General features: G+C 71.1%; 17 protein-coding genes. 5 read left to right on the forward strand and 12 right to left on the reverse strand.

The genetic code is table 11. The annotated features are described in order from the left end of the window. Positions 1 to 20 precede the first annotated feature (20 nt). From lpdA to KEG57_RS21380, 8 genes are all read right to left on the reverse strand, one after another. Positions 21 to 1,430, reverse strand: coding sequence for a dihydrolipoyl dehydrogenase (lpdA, locus tag KEG57_RS21345; RefSeq protein WP_272423937.1), 1,410 nt, complete (start codon positions 1,428 to 1,430; stop codon positions 21 to 23). 102 nt (positions 1,431 to 1,532) lie between these two features. Beyond that, on the reverse strand, positions 1,533 to 2,714 hold the full coding sequence (locus tag KEG57_RS21350; RefSeq protein WP_272423935.1) for a thiamine pyrophosphate-dependent dehydrogenase E1 component subunit alpha: 1,182 nt from the start codon (positions 2,712 to 2,714) through the stop codon (positions 1,533 to 1,535). A 51-nt stretch (positions 2,715 to 2,765) separates the two neighbouring features. Further along, positions 2,766 to 3,569, reverse strand: a complete 804-nt coding sequence (locus tag KEG57_RS21355; RefSeq protein ID WP_272423934.1) for a hypothetical protein — start codon at positions 3,567 to 3,569, stop codon at positions 2,766 to 2,768. Positions 3,570 to 3,668: 99 nt separating this feature from the next. After that, on the reverse strand, positions 3,669 to 4,886 hold the full coding sequence (locus tag KEG57_RS21360; protein ID WP_272423933.1) for a hypothetical protein: 1,218 nt from the start codon (positions 4,884 to 4,886) through the stop codon (positions 3,669 to 3,671). Positions 4,887 to 5,021: 135 nt separating this feature from the next. After that, positions 5,022 to 5,636 (reverse strand): DUF4149 domain-containing protein, encoded by a 615-nt coding sequence (locus KEG57_RS21365; protein WP_272423932.1) that lies wholly within the window; start codon positions 5,634 to 5,636, stop codon positions 5,022 to 5,024. Beyond that, on the reverse strand, positions 5,633 to 6,664 hold the full coding sequence (locus KEG57_RS21370; RefSeq protein WP_272423930.1) for a tocopherol cyclase family protein: 1,032 nt from the start codon (positions 6,662 to 6,664) through the stop codon (positions 5,633 to 5,635). Before KEG57_RS21370 ends, KEG57_RS21365 begins: the two co-directional genes overlap by 4 nt. Continuing rightward, entirely contained in the window at positions 6,661 to 7,692 is a 1,032-nt protein-coding gene (locus KEG57_RS21375) for a HEAT repeat domain-containing protein (RefSeq protein WP_272423928.1), read from the reverse strand. Before KEG57_RS21375 ends, KEG57_RS21370 begins: the two co-directional genes overlap by 4 nt. Before the next feature lie 60 nt (positions 7,693 to 7,752). Continuing rightward, the gene (locus KEG57_RS21380) at positions 7,753 to 8,412 is read right to left on the reverse strand and encodes a hypothetical protein (RefSeq protein WP_272423927.1); all 660 of its coding nucleotides are present in this window, start codon (positions 8,410 to 8,412) and stop codon (positions 7,753 to 7,755) included. 316 nt (positions 8,413 to 8,728) lie between these two features. On the opposite strand from KEG57_RS21380, the gene KEG57_RS21385 reads away from it, so the two are divergent. From KEG57_RS21385 to KEG57_RS21405, 5 genes are all read left to right on the forward strand, one after another. Continuing rightward, a complete protein-coding gene (locus tag KEG57_RS21385) occupies positions 8,729 to 9,034 on the forward strand; it encodes a YfhL family 4Fe-4S dicluster ferredoxin (RefSeq protein WP_272423925.1) in 306 nt (101 codons plus the stop codon). 23 nt (positions 9,035 to 9,057) lie between these two features. Further along, entirely contained in the window at positions 9,058 to 9,816 is a 759-nt protein-coding gene (locus KEG57_RS21390; protein ID WP_272423923.1) for a hypothetical protein, read from the forward strand. Positions 9,817 to 9,912: 96 nt separating this feature from the next. After that, a complete protein-coding gene (locus KEG57_RS21395) occupies positions 9,913 to 10,833 on the forward strand; it encodes a hypothetical protein (RefSeq protein WP_272423921.1) in 921 nt (306 codons plus the stop codon). A 37-nt stretch (positions 10,834 to 10,870) separates the two neighbouring features. Further along, entirely contained in the window at positions 10,871 to 12,856 is a 1,986-nt protein-coding gene (locus KEG57_RS21400) for a protein kinase domain-containing protein (protein WP_272423919.1), read from the forward strand. A gap of 57 nt (positions 12,857 to 12,913) precedes the next feature. Continuing rightward, positions 12,914 to 14,908, forward strand: a complete 1,995-nt coding sequence (locus tag KEG57_RS21405; protein ID WP_272423918.1) for a monovalent cation:proton antiporter family protein — start codon at positions 12,914 to 12,916, stop codon at positions 14,906 to 14,908. Between the two features lie 9 nt (positions 14,909 to 14,917). On the opposite strand, the gene KEG57_RS21410 is transcribed toward KEG57_RS21405, so the two are convergent. The 4 genes from KEG57_RS21410 to KEG57_RS21425 are packed head-to-tail and all read right to left on the reverse strand — an operon-like array spanning position 14,918 to position 19,496. Beyond that, on the reverse strand, positions 14,918 to 15,601 hold the full coding sequence (locus KEG57_RS21410) for a hypothetical protein (protein WP_272423917.1): 684 nt from the start codon (positions 15,599 to 15,601) through the stop codon (positions 14,918 to 14,920). Between the two features lie 33 nt (positions 15,602 to 15,634). Further along, positions 15,635 to 18,085 (reverse strand): ATP-binding protein, encoded by a 2,451-nt coding sequence (locus KEG57_RS21415; protein ID WP_272423915.1) that lies wholly within the window; start codon positions 18,083 to 18,085, stop codon positions 15,635 to 15,637. Positions 18,086 to 18,127: 42 nt separating this feature from the next. Continuing rightward, the gene (locus tag KEG57_RS21420) at positions 18,128 to 18,973 is read right to left on the reverse strand and encodes an MlaE family ABC transporter permease (RefSeq protein ID WP_272423914.1); all 846 of its coding nucleotides are present in this window, start codon (positions 18,971 to 18,973) and stop codon (positions 18,128 to 18,130) included. After that, complete coding sequence (locus KEG57_RS21425; RefSeq protein ID WP_272423912.1) at positions 18,966 to 19,496, reverse strand: hypothetical protein; 531 nt, start codon at positions 19,494 to 19,496, stop codon at positions 18,966 to 18,968. The genes KEG57_RS21420 and KEG57_RS21425 overlap by 8 nt, the downstream gene beginning before the upstream one ends. Positions 19,497 to 19,557 lie beyond the last annotated feature (61 nt).

Consider the following 19,557-nt stretch of genomic DNA (forward strand, 5'->3'; position numbering starts at 1 on the left):
AAACCCCGACCAAGGCTCGCTCAGCGATTCACGATGTGAACCGCCGCGCCCATCGCGTGCGCCGCGGCTTCCATGAACGCCTCGCCGAGCGTCGGGTGCGGGTGGATCGTCAGCGCGATGTCCTCGGCGAACGCGGCCATCTCGAGCGCGAGCGCGCCTTCGCTGATCATCGTGCTCGCCTCGGGGCCGACGATGTGCACGCCGAGCACCTGCTTCGTCTTCTTGTCGGTCACGATCTTCACGAAGCCGTCGGTCTCCATCATCGCCATCGCCTTGCCGAGCGCCGCGAACGGGAACTTGCCGACCGCGACCTCGATGCCCTTCGCCTGCGCCTCCTCGGCCGTCAGGCCCGCCGTCGCGATCTCCGGATCCGTGAAGATCGCGCCCGGGATGCACGCCCAGTCCTTCGCCGCCTTGTGGCCCGCGATGACCTCCGCGATGATCTCGCCTTCCTTCGAGGCCTTGTGCGCGAGCATGGGCGGGCCCGAGACGTCACCGATCGAGTAGATCGTCGGGACGTTCGTCCGGCCGAACTCGTCCGCAGGCACGAACCCGCGCTTGTCGATGTTCACGCCCACGTTCTCGAGGCCGATGCCGCGCGAGTTCGGGCGCATGCCGACCGCGACGAGGACCACGTCCGTGACGACCGTCTCGGGCTTGCCCTCGACGTCGAGCTTCACGGCGACCGAGCCGTCGGCCTGCTTCTCGTAGCCCATGGCCTTGGCGTTCTTGAAGATCTTGCCGCCGCGCTTCTGGATGCGGCGCTCGACGACCTTCACGCAGTCCTGGTCGACGCCCGTGAGCAGCGTGGGCAGCGCCTCGACGACCACGAGCTCGGCACCGAAGGCCTGGTAGACCATGCCGAGCTCGAGCCCGATCACGCCGCCGCCGATGACGAGCAGACGCTTCGGGACCTCGCGCAGGCTGACCGCTTCCTTCGCGCCGATGATCTGCTTGCCGTCGAACTTGAAGCTCGGGATCTCGATGGTCGACGAGCCCGTCGCCAGGACGATGCCCTTCGTCGCCTCGATCGTCTCGACCGAGCCGTCCGCCTTCTTCACCTCGACGCGGTTCGGCGAGACGATCGTCGCCGTGCCCGCCATGAGGTCGGCGCCGTTCGACTTGAGGAGACCTCGCACGCCGCCCGTGAGGCGCTTGACGATGCCTTCCTTCCAGTCCTGCATCGCGTTCGGGTCGTGCTCGATGGAGCCGAGCTTGATGCCCATCGTCGCCATCGACGAGTGCGCCTTCTCGTAGGTGTGCGCCGCGTTGATGAGCGCCTTCGACGGGATGCAGCCCCAGTTGAGGCACACGCCGCCCACCTCTTCCTTCTCGATGCACAGCGTCTTCTGCTTCAGCTGGCCGAGCCGAATCGCGCAGACGTAGCCGCCGGGGCCGCTGCCGATGACGATCGCGTCGTAGGTCTTCATCCGATTCTCCAAGGTGGAACGCGGGCCGACAGCCCCTTTTGGGCGCGGATTACCATGTCGAGGGAAAGGTGGGGGCGGAAAAAGCGGTCGACCAGGGGCGAATCAGTGCCCGCCGCCGCCCTGCGAGCCCCCATAAGGCCGGTTCCCGAGGACCTCGGCGCGTTGCTCCGCGAGGTGCCACGGTAGCTCCGCGTAGACGTCGTCGAAAAGCGTCTCGCGCGCCGGCGGGCCGAGCGCCTCGACCTCCTGGATCGCCGCGCCGATCTCGGCCATGAGCCCGTCCTCGAGCGCGCCCTCCTCCGCCTCGTCGAGCAGGCCGCGATGGACGAGGTGCCGGCGCAGACGCACGATCGGGTCGCGCTGCGCCCACGTGTCGACCTCCTCCTGCGAGCGATACCGCGTGGGATCGTCGCTCGAAGAGTGCGCGCCCATGCGGTAGGTCACGGCCTCGATGAACGTGGGCCCGCCGCCGCTCCGCGCCCGCGCCACGGCGTCGCCGACGACACGGTGGACCGCGAGGACGTCGTTGCCGTCGACGCGCACCGAGGGGACGCCGTACGCGCGGCCCTTCACCGCGAACGTGGGCGACGCCGTCTGCTTGGCCGCGGGGACGCTGATCGCCCAGTGGTTGTTTTGACAAACCAGGACGCAGGGGACCTTGAAGACGCCCGCGAAGTTCAGGGCGTTGTGGAAGTCGGGCTCGCTCGTGCCGCCGTCGCCGACGAAGCCGACGACGACACTGCGATCTTTGCGCATCTTCGCAGCCCAGGCGGCGCCGACGGCGTGCGGGAGCTGCGTGGCCATACAGCTCGACCACGCGACCTGGTTCACGGCGCGGCCGCTCATGTGCGAGGGCATCTGCCGGCCCTTGAGGACGTCGCCCGCGTTGCCGAAGTACTGCGCGATGTAGCTCTTCAGCGGGAAGCCTCGCACGAGCATGATCGCGCTCTCGCGCAGGGCCGGGAACACCCAGTCGTCGCGCTCGAGCACGAGGCCCGTCGCGATCGGCGTCGCCTCCTGGCCGCGGCACTCGCCAGCGAAGTGGATGCGGCCCTGGCGCTGCAGGAGCATCATGCGCGTGTCGATGAGGCGCACGCGCTTCATCTCGCGGTAGGCGCGGAGGAGCACGTGCGGGGACAGGCCGGGATCGGTCGCGGGATCGGCGCTGCCGTCGTCGCGGAGCACGCGGAGGAGCCCCAGATCCGGGGCGTCGGCGGCGCGAGGAGCCGGCGTCGCGGGCGCCTCGTGCGCTTGCCCGTGCGCCTCAACGTCGTGTTCGTGCATGCGGGCGAACCTAGCGCGAATCCGCCCGGCTGTAGAGGGTGAAGCGCTCGCTCAGGGGACGCAGACGCCGTAGGTCGCCGTCTCGGGAGTGCACGTCTGGCCCGCGGGGCAACCGCCCGCCTCCGGCTCCAGGTTCTGCCACCCCGTGTTCAGGCAGCTGTACCGGCAGATGCTGTTGAAGCAGCGCTGGTTTGCGGCGCAGTCGTTGAGGTCTTTGCACGCCCCGCCCTCGGGGGCGGGCGTGGCCGACATGGGGACGCAGAGCGAGAGCTCGTCCTCGAGCACGGTCAGACGGCAGGGGTAGCCGTCCGTGCACTCCTTGCCGTCGAAGAGCGTGCAGGATTTGGCGAAGTTGCAGAGCCAGACCCGCTTCTCGCCGTAGCGGTTGTAGACGTTGCACTGGGCGCTGCCGCAGAAGGACGCGGGCTGGCTTCTGCAGCAGATGGGCGAGCAATAACCAAAGACGCACGTGAGGCCGACCGCGCACTCGCCGTTGGCCAAGGTGCAGGGCGCGCCCACCCCCTTGATGCCCGCGCCCCCCTCGCAGACCGTGCCCGTGCCGAGGCCATTCGACCGGCAGGACTCGTTGGGGCCTTTGCAGTCCTGCGCGAGCAGGTTGCAGTCTGTCTGCTCGACGTCGGTGTAATCGGTGCACATGGGCGTGCCGCCCGTGCCCGACGAGGACGTCGTCATGCCGCCCGCGCCGCCCTCGCCGCCCGTACCACCGATGCCGCCCGTGCCTCCCGTGCCCGCGGAGCCGCTCGGAGTGTTTTCGCCATCGGTGCCCGGACAACCGACGAGGAGCCCAGCCGAAAGCGAGACGAGGACCACAGAAGCCAAGCGGATCGGCGACATGCGGCGACGATACCATGAGCCGCCTCGAGGCTCCGAAAAGGAAGAGGCCGCAGCGAGCCCGCCGCGGCCTCTTCGAGATGCGTCAGCGTTCGCGAAGGCTCAGGGCATGCCGCCCGCGCCGCCCGCGCCGCCCGCAGCGCCGGCACCGCCAGCACCACCGGCGCCGCCAGCACCACCGGCGCCACCGGCACCGCCAGCGCCACCGGCACCGCCAGCGCCACCGGCACCACCCATGCCGCCATCGGGCGAAAGCGCGCCGAGCGGGTACGTTTGGTCGACGCAGTACTTGCCGTGCACGGTGTCGGTGCAGGTCAGGCCGTTCGCCGCATTGCCGCAGGCCGCCTGGCCCTGGTCGCACTTCGGCATCGGCAAGCAGTAGCCGACGTTGGCCGGGTTGCCCTGGATGATGCCCCAGCACCAGTTATCCGGGGCGATGCAGTCTTCGTGCTTCGTGCAGCTATTCGTGCAGAAGCCGATGTCGCCGGGGCCCGTGCAGTCCTGGTCCGCCGACGGGGTGCAGCCCATGATGACCGGCGAGAAGACGCAAAGGCCCTTCGCGAGACCGCCGCAATCGCCGTAGCCGATGTCCCCGTCCTGCGTGCAGAGGCCGGAGCAGAAGCCCTTGCCGTCCGAAAGGCCGCCGATGCACAAGCCGTTGCCGCACTCGTCCGCGGCCGCCTTGGGATCACAAAGCGCCCCGAGATCCTTGCCCTGCGGGGCGGCGCTCACGCAGATCCCACTGCCGAGGTCGCAGACGCGACCCGAACCGCACGCCTCGTCGTTCGCGCAAGTCGGGAGGCAGACGTCGCCGGCCGTGAGCCGGATGCACGCGACGTCCTCGCGCCCGTGGCACTTGAACTCATCGAGCGGGTCGTTGATGTACATGCCCGTGGGATTGTTGATCTCGCACGACGCGAGGCACCGTCCCTCGGATGCGCTGTTGTCCGCGCCCTTGTAGCAAATGCTGCCGACGCCCGGACAATCGCCGCTCGTCTTGCAGGTCTTGCTGCAGTAGCCGCCCTGCGGGCCGCCCTGGAAGACCGTGTCGTCCTTGTCCGCCACGATGCAGGTCCCGGGAGCACACTCGGCGTCGGTCGTGCAAGGCAGGGCGAGCCAATCGCCCGGATCCACCGTGCCACCCGTGCCGCCGCCGCCCACAGCGCCGGTGCCACCGGTGCCGCCGCCGGCGCCGCCCTCGCCACCGGTGCCGCCGTTACCGCCGTTGCCGGTGTTGTCTCCACAGCCCGTGCTGTTCATCGCGAGCCCGAGGCTCAACCCAAGGGTCGCGAGGACCCACCATGCGCTCTTCAATTTCATCGGCCGCCTCCACGCGAACGAAAAGAAAGACCAGGCCACCCGCGTGACGGGCAGCAAACCTCGCCTTCCGGAAGCCCGAAGCATACCTGCTGAGACGCACGAGGGCCAGCCGCTCGGCCCGTCCGGAGCGGTGCGTCAGTCGTCGCGCGGGCCTGGCGGCAAGGGCGCGACCGCCTCTTCGTCGTCTTCCTCGTCGTCCGGCCTTCGCGGCTGGATGGTGAAGATGGTGAGCGCGACGAGACCAAGCGCCATGCCCATGCCGATCTTGCCGAAGAGCTCCGCGCGCTTGTGCACGGCTTCGAGAAGCTGGCCCTGCGGCGTGTCGTCGCGCTGCACACCCTGCCGGTGCAGCTCGCTGATGCGAGGCGAGAGCGAGAGGGCGACGTAGGCCGCGGAGACGGCCATGAAGAGCGTGCACGAGCGGCGCAGGCGCGAGAGGATCGTGCGGCCGCGGCGGCGCGTGGCGAGGGTGCGCGTGACCTCGGCGGCGAGCGCCGCGAGGGCCGCGCCGAGGGCGATCGTGTCGAAGCGCGCGAAGATCGTGCCCATCACGTCACCCGCGATCGGCCGCGGGAGCATGCTGAAGACGATGGGCGCGGCGTTGGCGCCGAGCGCGACCATGCCGCCGATGTACACGCCGCCCGCGAGGACGGCGACGAGGGCCGCGACGCGATCGACGACGGCGAGGATACGGTCCCGCTTTTCCTGCGGATCGGGGGCCAGATCGGCCTCGGTGAAGGTGTCGTTCATACGTGCATCCTCACGCCGTGGTCGGCGTCGCGCGTGCCGATCTCGAGCGCAGCGGCGCGGCTCTTCACGACGACGGGCGGCCTGCCCGACGCCTCGAAGCGCACGTGCGCGCGCGAGAGCTTGCTGTTCAAACAGTACGTCATGGGGCCGTCTGGGTTCGGGTAGTAGAGGCCGACCATGTCGTCCGTGTCCGCCTCGAACGAGCCCTCGATGCGCGCGGCGCGGCCCTCGGCGGAGAAGCTGTAGCGGCGCAAGCCGACGTCGCCATGCGCGCGCGCGATTTCGAGCACCGCGTTCCAGGTGTAGGTCACGCCGCGGAAACGCGCGCAAACGAGCGTGACGAGCGGCGTGAGCACGGGGCCCACGCGGACGCGGCCGGAGAGAGCTTCCACGACGAGATCGGCTTCGCTCTCCCAAGTGTTGACGTGGCACCAGGCATAAAGATCCGCGTGCCCGCGGCCCCAGTTGTGCCCCTGCATGCCGCGCCAGTTGGAGAGATCCCAGCGCTCGCCGTCGACCTCGACCTCACCGGAGAACACGAGGTCGGGGTACGGGGTGAGGGTCTTCGATTTGGGAAATTTGCCGCGGTACATCGAGGCGTGCGGGAACGGGACGAACGGGCTTGCCTCGCCCTCGAAACGAAGGTCCCAGCGAATCGAATGCTCACGCCGCGCGATGCGGCCATGGGTCTCGCCGGGCCGGATGCGCATGCGCTCCTCGGAGGAGCCGCCGGTCGCGGGAAGGCTCCAGGCGACGTCGAGGCCTTCCTTGCCAAAGATCGCGTCGGCATAGGGGAGCACGTGCTTGACCGCGACGTGCTTGCTCTGCCCGCCGCGGCGATCGAAGGCGATCGCCCAGCCCTCGGCGAGGGTACGGCCGGGCTCGCGCGCGGAGGCGAAGATCGTGGCCTTGATCCAGAGCGCGCGGTCGCCCGCGGGGTCGTTCGCTTTGAGGAAGTAGCTCTCGACGTGATCGCGGACGGTCGCGGGATCGAAGCGGACGGCGTTCGGATCTTTCGGTTCGTTCATGCCGGTTCGTCCTCCGCGAGCGCGACGAGCGCCTCGTTCACGGCGTGCGGGTCGGCCCGCGAGGGATCCCCTTCCATCGCCGCGATGATCGTGCGGGCCGATCGAATGCGCGCGCGACCGACGGCGGCGACCGCGAGCGTGCGCTTGTTACGATCCCACGAGCCGAGCTCGCTGACGATCTCGCGCGTGGCGCGCGCGTGGCCCATGGTCGCCAGCGCGACGCGCGCGTGCCAGGAAAAACGGTCGCGACCGAAGCCGAGCGCGCCGCCGAACGCCCGCCTCTCGAGCCCCACGCGCGCCTCCGAAAGCCCGAGTGATCCCGCGATCTCGATCGCGGCAGCCTCGTCCTCGGCGTCCTCCGTCTTGATCGCTCCATTCACGACCGACACGAGCACCTTCGCTCCCGCCGGATCCCCGGCGCGGCCGAGCACCACGGCCGCGGCGACGCGCACCGTGGGAGAATCGTGATCCACGAGCGCGCGCGCCCTCGCCGCGAGGATGGGATCGACCACGTGCTCGCCCTCCTCGCCGCCGATCTCCTCGGCCATGCGGAGCGCGATGTGGCAGACGAGCGGGTCGGCGTCGCGCGTGCGGGCGGCGAGCGCCTCCACGACGGACGCGCGATCCTTGCAGACGCGGGCGTACGCGATGACCGCCTGGAAGCGCACTTCCGCGCGAGAATCTTCGAGCGCGCGGGCGAGCCTCTGGGCTGCGCGGCTGTCGCCGATCTCGCCGAGCGCGGTGAGGGCCATCTGCCGCACGTGGACGTCGTCGTCCTCGATGGCGACGAGCAGGGCGGGCAGCGCTTCGTTTGCGCCCACGTCGGCGAGCCCGAGCGCGGCGGCCGAGCGGACGGGCGCGGCTTCGTCGGAGAGTGCGCGTTCGAGAGCGCGCACGACCTGGCTGCGAGCTTCCTCGGCGTGGCGGACGAGGTCACGCACGGCGTCCTCGCGCACGGAGGCTTTGGACGAGCCCACGTCGCGGAGGGCGGCGTCGAGGGTGCGGGGAAGCGCAGGCGCCCGGAACATGCGCGGCGAGGCTAGCACGGCGGGTGCCGGATCACTTCCCGCGGATGGCCCGGAAAGACCTCAGGGACCGCCGCCCGCGCCTCCAGCGCCGCCGGCTCCTCCTGCGCCTCCAGCGCCACCCGCACCGCCTGCACCGCCGGCTCCTCCTGCGCCTCCCGCACCACCTGCGCCGCCGGCTCCTCCTGCTCCGCCTGCACCTCCGGCTCCGCCTGCACCTCCGGCGCCCGTCGGAACCCAGGGCGCAGGCGGCGCGGGCGTCTCCGAGGGCAGACAGATCTGCGGCACCTCGGTCGAGACCGCCGGCGGCGCGATCTTCACCACGCAGATGCGCTCCGCGATCGGCTCGAAGTCGATGATCCGCGCGGCGTGCTCCGATGGACGGGCGCACTCGTAGCCGTTGCGGCAATCGTCGTTGTCTTCGCAGCCGGCCATGCAGAACGTTCGACCGAAGCGACCCCAGCTCGCGTCGTCGGCGGGGCCACAGGCCGGATCGAGCTCGGCCGAGAAGGCGACGCAGACCCCGTCGTCCTCCGGGCATTTGTCGGGATCGCACCCGAAAATCGTGCAGTAGCCGCCCGGCTGCGTGGTGTCGCAGAGGCGGTCGCCCAGTTGCGAGCAGTCGGTCGAGGTCGTGCAGTCCTCCCCGATCTTCGGCGTACAGCCGACGAGCGCAACGACGAGGGCGGCGAGGAAGAGCGTGATCACGCGGGGTCGGGGCATCGCAGGGCAAGCGTACTAACGGGCCTCGGGCCGGCGTGCAACCGGGCGCCGCGGACGGCGCGGAGAGGCCGGGATCCGACGGCCGATCGGAGTCGACCGTGGCGCGTGGGATCACGTTTGCGGCGTTGCTCTGGACGGATGGCCCGGGGCACTGCAGGATGGGGACGCCGCTCCCTGCCCGCCCATGTCCTGGAGGGCGCGCGGCGCAAAGCCCGGGCCTCATCAAACGTGCGGAACGCTCGAATTGACAGCCGGGGCGCCGCCCTTTAGATACCGGGAAATTCCGGACCGCACCCCCGGAGGACGAAGCAACCCCATGGCCACCTACATCACCGAAGATTGCATCAACTGCGGAGCTTGCGAGCCGGAGTGCCCCAACGAGGCGATCAGCGAGGGCGACGAGATCTACGTGATCGACCCCGAGCTCTGCACCGAGTGCGTGGGCTTCTACGACCACGAGGCTTGCCAGGCGGTTTGTCCGGTGGAGTGCTGCTTGCCCGACCCGCAGCGCGTGGAGACCGAGAACGATCTCATCGCCCGGGCCTCCCGCCTGCACCCGGACGACGGCGAGCTCAAGAAGAAGGTCGCCGCCAACGACTACCCCTCCCGCTTCCGCAAGTAGCCACGAGGAGCGCCGCCCCCGAGGTGCATCCGCCCACGGCCCGCCCAACGTTCCGGCCGCTCGCCCTCGCGCTTTGCGCGCTGGGTTTGGCTGGTTGCGGCGGTGGCGTTCCCCTCCTGCATCCCGCACACGTCCTCTCGCCTGGCAAGGTCACGCTGGGCGCGGGTTTGTCCGGCCGGCCCGTCCTCGGCGCGCTCCCGAGCGCGCGCGGAACGGACGCGGAGCCGATCGAGCGTGCCCTCCAGGATCTGGCGATCGCTCCGGCCGTCGCGCCGTGGGTGGGCGGCCGCATCGGCATCACCGGCTCGAACGAGGCGGGCCTGACGTACTCCGGACGGTCGGTTCGTCTGGACGGACGACACGCGTTCACCTTGAGCAAGAGCGTCTCGCTCTCGATGGGGCTCGGCGGCGAGGTGATCCTGGCGAGGTCGGGCGTCGACGGCGGGGCCGGCGGGGGGACGGGCGGGGGGCTCGACGTCCCGCTGCTGCTCGGCTGGAAGAGCACGGGGGAGCTTTATTCGGGCTGGATCGGCCCGCGGGCGGGGATCTCCTGGGTGCGCGGGAGCGTCGTTCCGGCCGTCGCGACGAAGCCCTTGACGCTCGCGGGCGAGCACGTCCGGGTCGGGATGGTGGCGGGGCTCCGGCTCGGGTTCCGTCACGTGCACGTGGCCCTGGAGATCGGGGGCGACTGGCACACGGTCTCGGGCAGCCTGGGCGCCACGGACGTCTCGTTCGATCAGTTCTCGCTGACCCCGGCGGGCGCCCTGGTCGTCAGCTTCTGAGCCATTCGCGCGATTTTCGGCCGAGATTCCGGGACAGCAGGGCGACCTCGGGCGAGGTGCTTGCCCGCCCCGAGGACCCGCCATAGACTGGCGATCATGCGCTCCTCGAACGTCCCGCTGCCTGCGCTCCTCGCCTCTCTCGGCGTTGTCGTGGGCGGTTGCTCGGCGCCCGTCGCCGAGGCCGACGACATCACGAGCGCGACCGGGTCCACGACCGAGGCGATCGTCCTCGTCGAACGCAGCGCCGCCGAGGGAGAGTTCGTCCAGACGAACGTCTCGGCGAAGTTCATGCGCCTCGCGTCGGGCGCGGATCCCGAGGTGGCCGAGCGCGTGGTCGGTGGATCGTGGCTCGAGCTGCCGGCCGCGGGCGAGTGCGTGGCGCTCGCGCCGTTTGCCGCGGCGGAAGAGGCGGACGCGCTCTCCGCGCTCGGCTCGATCGAGCTGCTCGACGTGGGCGACCTGTCGATCCAGGCCGGGACGACACGCATGCCGCTCGCGACGCGTGCGTTCCCGGACGTGGGCGCGTTTGTCTCGGGCGTGTTCTACACGTCGCGCGACGCGCAGAGTGATCTGCCGGCGCCCGCGCGGTACGTGCTCGAAAGCACGGGCTCGGGGACGCTGAATCCGTTCTCGATCGAGGCTGAGGCGCCGAGCGCGCCGGAGCGGGTTCGTCTCGGTGAAACCGCGCTCGCCGAGGGCGCGGTCTTCGAGGAAGGGACGGCGGCGACGCTGCGGTGGAACGCGAGCGAAGCGCCCACGGTGGGTGATCTCGTCTACGTGGATCTGACGGCGCCGAGCGGCACGGGCATTCGTTGCACCTTCAACGATTCGGGCGAAGGCGTGATCCCGGCGTCGGCGCTCGACAAGAAGACCTGGGGCGCGCTGCCCGCGACGGTCGCGCTCTCGGTGCATCGGCTCCGCCAGGGTGGCTTTGCGGCCGCGGGGATCGACGCGGGTGAGCTTCGGTTCGACCTGTCCGTCGTCGGTCGCGCGACGATCGTGTCGACATCGCCCTGACGAACGTTCGTCCGGTAAAACCAGCGGGGACCTTTTGATGAACCCCGACGAGCGCGAGACGGCAGAGCGTTCCCGGACGCACGCGGAGGCCTCGCGCAGGCTGGAGGAGGCGTGTGATTTCACGGGGGCGGCGCGGGAGGCGCTGCTCGCGGGGGACGCGCGGCGTGCGGCGAGGCTCGGCGCGCTCGGGGGCGACGACGCGACGGCGCGGGAGGCGATCGCGCGGATCGCGGAGCGGCTGCCGAGGGAGGTCGCGCTCGCGGCGGCGTCGGATCTCGGATCGCGAGGGTTTGGCAAGTACGCAGCGGCGCTCTACGCGCTTCTCGGCGAGCACGCGGAGGCGGCGAGCGCGTTCGTCGCGGCCGGCGAGGTACTGCTCGCGGCCGAGAGCTTCGAGCGCGCGGGGCAACCGGCCGAGGCGGCGCGCGCGCTCGAGAGTGCGCTGCGGCAACGGCCGGATCAGGCGGCGCCGCGGCTCGCGCTGGGCGCGCTTTTGGCGCGGCACGGGCGAACCGAGGGGGCGATCAAGGCGCTGCAGCAGATCGACGTGGCCGCGCCGGAGCGGGCCGCGGCGCTGCCGCTGCTCGCGCGGTGCTTCGAGGAGGTCGGGCTCGCCGAGGCAGCACGAGAGACGCGCGCGGAGATGGCGCGGCTCGGGGTTCGGGAGGAGCCACCCGCGAAGGATGCGCCAAGGGAGGCGGCCCGGAAAAACGAGCGGCGCGGCGGGGGTGTTGTTCTTTTCGGGCGGTACGAGACGACGCGGGAGATCGCGTCGTCGGCGCATGCGCGTCTCGTCGAGGCGATCGATCGAATCAGCGGTGAGCGCGTGGCGGTGAAGATCTTCAGCGGGCTCGTCGAGGGCGCGGGGCGCGACGCGCTGCAACGCTTCGAGCGAGAAGCGCGCGCGCTCGAACGGCTACGCCATCCAAACGTGGTGCCGCTCCACCAGTACGTGCCGGAGGGGCCGGCGATGGTGCTCGCGTTCATGCGAGGCGGGTCGCTCGCGGACAAGATGCGCGAAGGGCCGATGGCGCCGGCGCGTGCTGTGGAGATCGCCTGTCTTCTGCTTTCGGCGCTCGGCGAGGCGCACCGGCTCGGGATTCTGCACCGCGACGTGAAGCCCGCGAACGTGCTGTTCGACGACGCGGGGACAGCGATGCTGTCGGACTTCGGCGCGGCGCACCTCGGGGACCTGTCGAGCACGGCGACGGCCGGCGCGATCGGCACATACGCGTACATGTCGCCCGAGCAGAGGCTCGGTCGTCCGGCGGGGATCGCGAGTGATCTCTACGCGGTGGGCGCCGTGCTTTACGAGCTGCTCACGGGGGAGGCGGCCGAGCCGATGCGCGGGCGTTTCCACGGGGGAGCGCCGAGCGAGAAGAACCCGGAGCTCGGGCCGGAGCACGACGCGGCCGTGGCCGCATTGCTCGCGGAAGAGCCGGATCGCCGGCCGGAAGATGCATTCCAAGCGCGGCGCGCGCTGTCGGCGCTGCGCTGGCCGGAGGCGCTGCCGAAACAATGGACCGCGACGAACGGGAGCGAGCGGCCGGCCGCGCCGAGAGAAGGTGAACGCCTGGGGCCGCCGCTCGCGCTGGGCGATGGTCGCGACATGGCGAGCCTGCGCCACGACGCGTGGCTCGATCGCGAGGTGCTCGTGCTCCCGATGGACGAGGCGTCCCTCGCGCGGGCCCGCGCGTTCGCGCGGACCGGGCATCCAGCGCTGCCGACGGTGCTCCGCGTGGATCGTGCAGCCGGCGAGATCTGGGTGGCGCCGCCGCTCGGCAAGGCGCTTGCCGATGCGCCGCGCACGCTCGACGCGGCAGCGATCGAGCGGCTCCGGCAGGCGCTCGCGGCGCTCGCGGCCGTGGGCGGCGCGCACGGCTACGTCGACGCGCAGCACCTCTACTGGTTCGACGGCGAGCTCGAGCTCGCCTGGCCGCGCAAGCCCGCGACGCCCGATGCGGTCGAGAAAGACCTCGCCGCGATCGACGCGCTCGCGCGTGGCATGCCGCCGGCGCGCTGATCCGCGCGCGTTTCCTGCATCCACGTCCCGCACGGGCGCTCTGCGCCCACGCGGACCATGGAGCAGATCCCGATCCTGCGAGACCTCGCGATCATCTCGATCGTCGGCGTCCTCGTCGTGCTCGTGCTCGGCCGCGTGCGCTTGCCCGTCGTTGCCGGTCTCCTCCTCGCGGGCGCGTTCATCGGCCCCACGGGCTTCGGGCTGCTCAGCGACGCGCACCGCATCCAGTCGCTCGCCGAGATCGGCGTCGTGCTCCTGCTCTTCGGCATCGGCCTCGAGTTCTCCCTCGAACGGCTGCGCCAGATCGCCAAGACCGTCACGATCGGCGGCTCGCTCCAGGTCGGTCTCACGATCCTCGCGTCGGCCCTCTGCGCGCGCCTCGCGGGGCAGCCGCTCTCCCGTGGGATCCTCTTCGGCTTCTTGTTCGCGCTCTCCAGCACCGCCCTCGTGCTGCGCACGCTCGCCGAGCGTGGCGAGGTCGACGCGCCACACGGACGCTTCATCGTCGGCGCACTGATCTTCCAGGACCTCTGCGTCGTGCCGATGGTGCTCGTGATCCCGATCCTCGCCGGCAAATCCGGCGGGGATCCGGCGCGCGATCTCCTGCTCGCGCTGGGCAAGGCGGCGCTGCTCGTGCTCGTCACGGTGGTCGTGGCTCGCTCGCTCGTGCCGCGCTTCTTCGCGCTCGTGGACCGCGCGCGGAGCCGCGAGCTCTTCCTCATGGCCGTGCTCGGCATCTGCCTCGCGACCGCGTTCTTCACGTCGCTCGCCGGCCTCTCGCTCGCGCTCGGCGCGTTCCTCGCGGGCATCCTGCTCGCGGGCAGCGAGTACGCGCACCGCGCGATCGGCGACGTCCTGCCGCTGCGCCACGCGTTCACGAGCCTGTTCTTCGTGTCGCTCGGCATGCTGCTCGACGCGCGCGTGCTGATCGAAAAACCGCTCTCGGTCGGGCTGTATCTCGCCGCGTTCGTCCTTGGAAAGGGGTTCATCGCGACGCTCTCGGCCCTGTCGATGCGTTTCCCCGCGCGCGTCGCGTGGCTCGCCGGCGTGGGGCTCGCGCAGTTCGGCGAGTTCGGCTTCGTGCTCGCGACGCTCGCCGAGCGGAACGGGCTCATCACGCCGAGCGAAGATCGGGCGCTCCTCGCGGCCGGCGTGCTCAGCATGATGATCACGCCGCTCGCGATGCACCTCGCGCCGCGCGTGCGCGCCGGCGAGAAGATCCTGAAGCCGCTCGAACGCTTGCTCGGGGCGCGTGGCATCGACGAGCCCATGCCCGAGCACTCCGCGCTCTCGGAGCACGTGATCATCGTGGGATACGGCGTCGCCGGAAAGATGCTGGGGCGCGCGCTGGCCGAGACGTCGGTGCCGTACCTCGTGCTCGAGCTGAACGCGGAAACCGTTCGCGCCGCGCGTGAAGCCGGCGAGCCGGTGTATTACGCGGACGTCACGAGCCCCGAGGCGCTCGCGAGCGCGCGCGTCGAGCACGCCGCCGCGCTCGTCCTGCTCATCAACGACCCCGAGGCCACGCGCCGCGCCGTAGCCGCCGCGAAGCAGAGCGCGCCGAAGATCCCCGTGCTCGTACGCGCGCACTACATCGCCGCGGACCGCGCGCTCACCGAGCTCGGCGCCGAGGAGGTGGTGTTCGAGGAGCTCGAAGCGGGGCTCGAGATGATCGCGCGCGTGCTGCGCCGGCGCGGCATCCCGCGGAACGTGATCATCGAGCGCGTGAACGTCGCGCGCCGCGAGAGCAAAGGTCTCTTCGTCCGAAAGCAGACGCTGCAGCGGCCCACGCTCGCGGACCTGCCCGAGCTCGGCGAGCTCAAGGTGGAGACGTTCCTCGTGCGGCGCGGATCCTTCGCGTACGGCAGGAGCCCGCTCGAGCTCGATCTGCGCCGCAAGACCGGCGCGAGCCTCGTGGCGATACGCAGAGGCGGTTCCCTCTGCGAGGATGTCACCGCGAGCGCGCCGTTCCGCGAGGACGACGTGCTCTACCTCGTCGGAAAGCTCGTCGCGATCGAGAGCGCGGTGCGGCTGCTCGACGAGGGCGACTGATCGGAACGCTCAGGCAGCCTTGCGCCGGCGACGCGCACGCACGAGGCGCACGAGCGCGCGCACGCCGAGGCCCGCGCCGAACAACAAGCCGAGCGACGAGGGGACACCGGCCGCCCACACGACGATCGGGATCGACGGCCGCGTCGGGCACGTCGAGCGCATCGCGAAGCGGCACGCGTTCATCTGGTCGATCTCGTCCCGCGCCGCCGTGGTCTCGGGCGTCTCCGGCAGCGCGCGCATCGCCGCCGACGAGAGCATCCACGCCGCGAGCGCTTCCCGATCGGCCGAAGCATCCTGCGGCAGGTTCTTCATCACCGCCGCGAGCGCGCGCGCCCGGGCCGTGGGCTCGATCTCCGCGAACGCCCCCGCGTACGCCGACGCAACCTTGCTCGAGACGCGCCCGAGGCAACTCAGGGCCCGATCCTCGGACGGCCGCAGGTACACCGTGCTCCCCTCGGGCGTCACGTGGGGGATCGATCCCGTGACGGGCTCCTCGTGCATGAGCATGCGCCGCGCGCCCGGCACGCACGGCGGCAAACGCGGCGGCGGGCGTAGCCACACCGCGGCGTACTGCCGGTACGATACGAGCGCGGCCGCGAGGCCGAGCGCGGAAATCACGAGGAGCGCGGCGACCACGATGCGCGTGCGACGCCCCCGCGCAGGCTCGGCCGAAGAGGAATCGGTCGCGCTCATGGGAAACGCTTTTGATCGGCCGTCCCCGGCCTGTCAACCGCGGAGCGCCTCGCCGGGGGTCTGCGCGACCCTGGCCCAGACCGAAGCTGCTTGCGGCTGGCCCATCGCCGCCGACAGGTACGCGAGAAAGCGCGCGGAGGCTTGCTCGGCCTGCCGATCGGACGCCTCGCGCGCCCGCGCGAGCGCCGTCAGCGTCTCGAGGAGCGCCCGATCCACATCGCCCGCCGACGCGAGCGCGATGCCGTACGACAGCAGCGCCCGCGCATGCGCCCGCGGCGAGCTCGCCCCCGCCACCGCTTCCTTCAGCTTGCGCAGGCCCTCGCCGGGCTCGCCGCGAACGAGCTGCACGAACGCGCTCATCCGCTCGACGAGCGCGTCGTGCTCTCCCGTCACCCGGAGCCGCACGAGGATGTCCTCCAGCGTCTCGACGTCGCCCTCGACGAGCGCCTGGCGCAGGAGCTTCGACAGTCGCTCCGCCATCACCACGGGATCCTCGACCGCGTCGGGATCCGCGCCGAGCGCCGCGACCGCGTCCGCCACCGAGGCCTTGCCCGGCGACCCGAACGCCGCGACGCCCGCGCTTTCCGCGCCGAGGCTGTCGGGCGAGAGCGAGCCGATCGACGACGGCGGGTGAGGCTCGGAGCGGATCTGTCCCCCCTCCCCCATCGCCGCCTCGATGAGCGACGCGATCGAGATCTCCTCGGCGCGCGGGTCGACGAGCAGCTCGCCCTCGTCCGAGAGCTCGGGCACTTGCACGTCCGGATCGAGGCTGCGCGCCTCGTCGATCAGCGCCGCCGCCGCCTTCCGCAGGCCCGCGCCTGCCGCCGCGAGCGCCGCCTCCGCCGCGAGCACCGCCGCCGACGCCCGCTCTCCCGCGACGGCCGCGTGATAGGCCGGCTCCGCGAGCCCGAGCGGTCCCACGTTCTGCTCGAGCACGCGACCGGCCATGCGATGCCAGAGCTCGCGTGTCCCCGCGTCGAGCAGCCCGATGAGCGCGCGCGTCGTCGTCCTCGACGCGATCGCGAGCCATCCTTCTTCCGGCCGGTACGCCCATCCCGCGCCGCAGAGCGCGTCCTCCACGACGGCCACGCGCGCGCCCGCGCCCGCCATCAGCGTCGACACCGCGTCCACGATCTCGTTCGGCGCATCGGCGCCGAGCAGCGCGACGCCCACGAGCGCCGCGCGTTCCCCGGGTTCGAGCCACGTTGCGCGCCGCGTGATCCACTCGTGCGCCGGCGCCGATGCGCCTCGACCGCTCGTCCGATCCCGCGGCTCGGCCACATCGCCGACCCACCTGAGCTCACCCGTCGAGAGCCCCTCCGCGAGCGCCTCGCGAATCCCGAGCGGCATCCCTTGCCCACGACGCGCCCATCGCTCCGCCGCTTCCTGCGTGATCGCGCCGCCGCAGAACGCACGCGCGAGCTCCACCGCCGCCTTTTTCGGCAGCGGACCGAGCGTCACCTCCGCGGCGACCGGGATCGACGAGAGCACCTCGGGCAGCGTCTCCTCGACGTCGATCCGCACGACCGACCGGAAAAACCCCGGCGGCGGGATCGCCTGCGACACCACCTCCAGCGTCGCGAGGTCGATCAACGTCACGTCGTCGACCGTGAGCAGCCCCGATCGACCATCCACCGGCGCGAGCCACGCATCCACGAGCTCCGCGGCGTTCCGCGTGCTGATGCCTTCGCCCGCCAGGAGCTTGTCGAGCGCCGCGGCGAGCGCCTCCGGCAGCTCGGGCGGCGCTTCCCGCGCGAGCGACCGCGCGAACGCGTTGCGCAGCGCCCCGAGCGGCTCGCGTGGCAAGAACGTCGGCGCGATCCGGAGCGACCGCGGCGGCGCGAGTCTGTGCACGAGCTCCTGGAGCAAACGCGTCCCGCCCGCGCCCGGCGCGGCTCGCAAGAGACCTGCACATCCGAGCGGCACCGACAGCTTGCCGAGCTCCTCCTCACGCCCGACGAGCTCCGGCGCGGCCACGAGCTTGTGCACGTTCGCCAGCGTGTCGCCCCGCAGCGGCGCGTAGATGTCGAGCCGCAGGCCCCGCACGATCGATCCATCCGCGGCGCGCCCTCGGCGCAGCCCCGCGGTTACGAGATCGCCGGACTGCACCGCTGCGAGATCCGGATCGAGCAGCACGTCACCGGGACGCGCGATCGCCGCGAGCCGCTCCGCACGCAGAAGCGCCTTGCCCCACGCGAGCCCCTCCGGCGTGCCGAGCGCTTGCATCTCGCCCTGCGCAATGCCGATCCGCAAGGGCTCGGTGTCCTGCGCTTCGGCCACCTGTTCGAGCGTGAACCCGAGCGCCTCGTCGAGCGCTTCGGCGGCGAAGTCGACGCTGAACGCCTCGCCGCTCCACGCGCAAAGCGCGCCGCCATGAGCCTCCGCGCGCTTCCGGATCGACAGCGATCTCTCGAGATACCCCGATCCGGAGCCTGCTTCCGGGCCACTCGGCCCGTGGAAGCTCACCACGATACGTTCCGCCACGCGCGCATCGTCTCTCATCGCGCGCAGCAGTCAAAGGGGTTCTCAGCCGAAAATGATGAACCCGAGCTTCGTCAGCACGAAGTCCGCAACGAGGATCGAGATCGAAACGCCCACTACGGCCCGCGTCGTCGACTGCCCCACGCCCTCGGTGCCGCCGCGCGTGATCATCCCGAAGTGACAGCCCACGAGCGCGATGATCGCTCCGAAGAACGGGCACTTCATGAGGCCCATCCAGAAGTCGCGAAAGTTCATCGAGCCGAGCGCGGAGCGAAGGAAAAACCCCCACGGGATGCCGAACTGCCAGTCGCAGATGATCATCGCGCCCGAGAAGCCGATCACGAGCGCCAGCGCCCCGAGCACCGGCATCACGATGACGCAGGAGATCAGCCGCGGCACCACGAGCTTCTTCATCGGGTCGGCGCCGAGCGCGCGGATCGCGTCGATCTGTTCCGTCACGGCCATCGAACCCACCTCGGCCGCGATGCCCGATCCGATCCGCCCTCCCACGATCACCGCCGTCAGCGTCGGCGCGAGCTCGCGCGAGAACGACAGGCCGATCACGCGGCCCGTGTACTCCATGCCGCCGAACTTCTGCAGGCCGAAGGCGAACTGCACCGCCATGACCATGCCCGTGAAGAGCGCCGTCGCGCACGCGATCCCGAGCGATCGGATGCCGAGCTGCTCCATCTGGTGCATCGTCGATTGGAACTCGAACGGACGCTGAAACATCGCCACGAACGTCTCGCGCGTCATCCGCCCGAGCTGCCCGAGGTGCACGAGGAAGTTCATCCCCCGCTGCGCGAGCCGCTCGTAGAACGGCGGCTCCGGCGGCAGCCCCGGCAGCGACTTCGGCTTCTGCGACTCCACGCCCGCGGTCTGGCTACTCATCGGCCGGCACCGTGGCGAACCCCTTGACGAACTCCCGGAACGGCCCGACCGCGGCCGAAAACCCCGCGGGGTCCGCGATGCAGTAGAGGTCGTAGACGCAGCCGTCCTTCTTCAGGACCCACACGTCGAACTGCCGCGGCACGCCGTCGAGCTTCGCCGTCACCACCGTGTGCAGCGCCTCGCGCCCGTCGAACGGCACGACCTCCTCCGTCACCACCTCGCGCTCCGTGAACTGCAAGAAGAGGTGCTGCACGAGCGAGCGCAGCGGCACGTCCTCGCCGTCCACCTTGCAACGGCCCGAAGCCGCGATCATCGCTTCGTTCGCCGTGTCCTCGAACGCCAGCGCCTCGCCGTCGAGCTCGATCCGTTTCCACGTCGAGGGCGGCGTCGGCACACGGAACGCGTAGCCGCGCCCTCGGTACACCGAGCCCGTGAAATTCGGCCCTCCGCACGCGCCAATTCCGAAGAGTGCGAGGCAGAGGCCGAGCACGAGCGCTCGGGGGCGACGAAAGGGTATTCCCATCGCGCGGGCGAACCTAACACGCCGAAGGGAGCGTCTCCGGCGGAAACCGACGACCTGACCA

It is taken from the genome of Polyangium jinanense, from assembly GCF_028435365.1.

Bases quoted from the DNA above. Each gene is read 5' to 3' on its own strand.
- KEG57_RS21380 (WP_272423927.1), bottom strand. From the start codon at position 8,412: ATGCCCCGACCCCGCGTGATCACGCTCTTCCTCGCCGCCCTCGTCGTT.
- KEG57_RS21425 (WP_272423912.1), bottom strand. From the start codon at position 19,496: ATGGGAATACCCTTTCGTCGCCCCCGAGCGCTCGTGCTCGGCCTCTGC.
- KEG57_RS21400 (WP_272423919.1), top strand. From the start codon at position 10,871: ATGAACCCCGACGAGCGCGAGACGGCAGAGCGTTCCCGGACGCACGCG.
- KEG57_RS21420 (WP_272423914.1), bottom strand. From the start codon at position 18,973: ATGAGTAGCCAGACCGCGGGCGTGGAGTCGCAGAAGCCGAAGTCGCTG.
- lpdA (WP_272423937.1), bottom strand. From the start codon at position 1,430: ATGAAGACCTACGACGCGATCGTCATCGGCAGCGGCCCCGGCGGCTAC.
- KEG57_RS21370 (WP_272423930.1), bottom strand. From the start codon at position 6,664: ATGAACGAACCGAAAGATCCGAACGCCGTCCGCTTCGATCCCGCGACC.
- KEG57_RS21410 (WP_272423917.1), bottom strand. From the start codon at position 15,601: ATGAGCGCGACCGATTCCTCTTCGGCCGAGCCTGCGCGGGGGCGTCGC.
- KEG57_RS21355 (WP_272423934.1), bottom strand. From the start codon at position 3,569: ATGTCGCCGATCCGCTTGGCTTCTGTGGTCCTCGTCTCGCTTTCGGCT.
- KEG57_RS21385 (WP_272423925.1), top strand. From the start codon at position 8,729: ATGGCCACCTACATCACCGAAGATTGCATCAACTGCGGAGCTTGCGAG.
- KEG57_RS21405 (WP_272423918.1), top strand. From the start codon at position 12,914: ATGGAGCAGATCCCGATCCTGCGAGACCTCGCGATCATCTCGATCGTC.
- KEG57_RS21375 (WP_272423928.1), bottom strand. From the start codon at position 7,692: ATGTTCCGGGCGCCTGCGCTTCCCCGCACCCTCGACGCCGCCCTCCGC.
- KEG57_RS21365 (WP_272423932.1), bottom strand. From the start codon at position 5,636: ATGAACGACACCTTCACCGAGGCCGATCTGGCCCCCGATCCGCAGGAA.
- KEG57_RS21395 (WP_272423921.1), top strand. From the start codon at position 9,913: ATGCGCTCCTCGAACGTCCCGCTGCCTGCGCTCCTCGCCTCTCTCGGC.
- KEG57_RS21360 (WP_272423933.1), bottom strand. From the start codon at position 4,886: ATGAAATTGAAGAGCGCATGGTGGGTCCTCGCGACCCTTGGGTTGAGC.
- KEG57_RS21350 (WP_272423935.1), bottom strand. From the start codon at position 2,714: ATGCACGAACACGACGTTGAGGCGCACGGGCAAGCGCACGAGGCGCCC.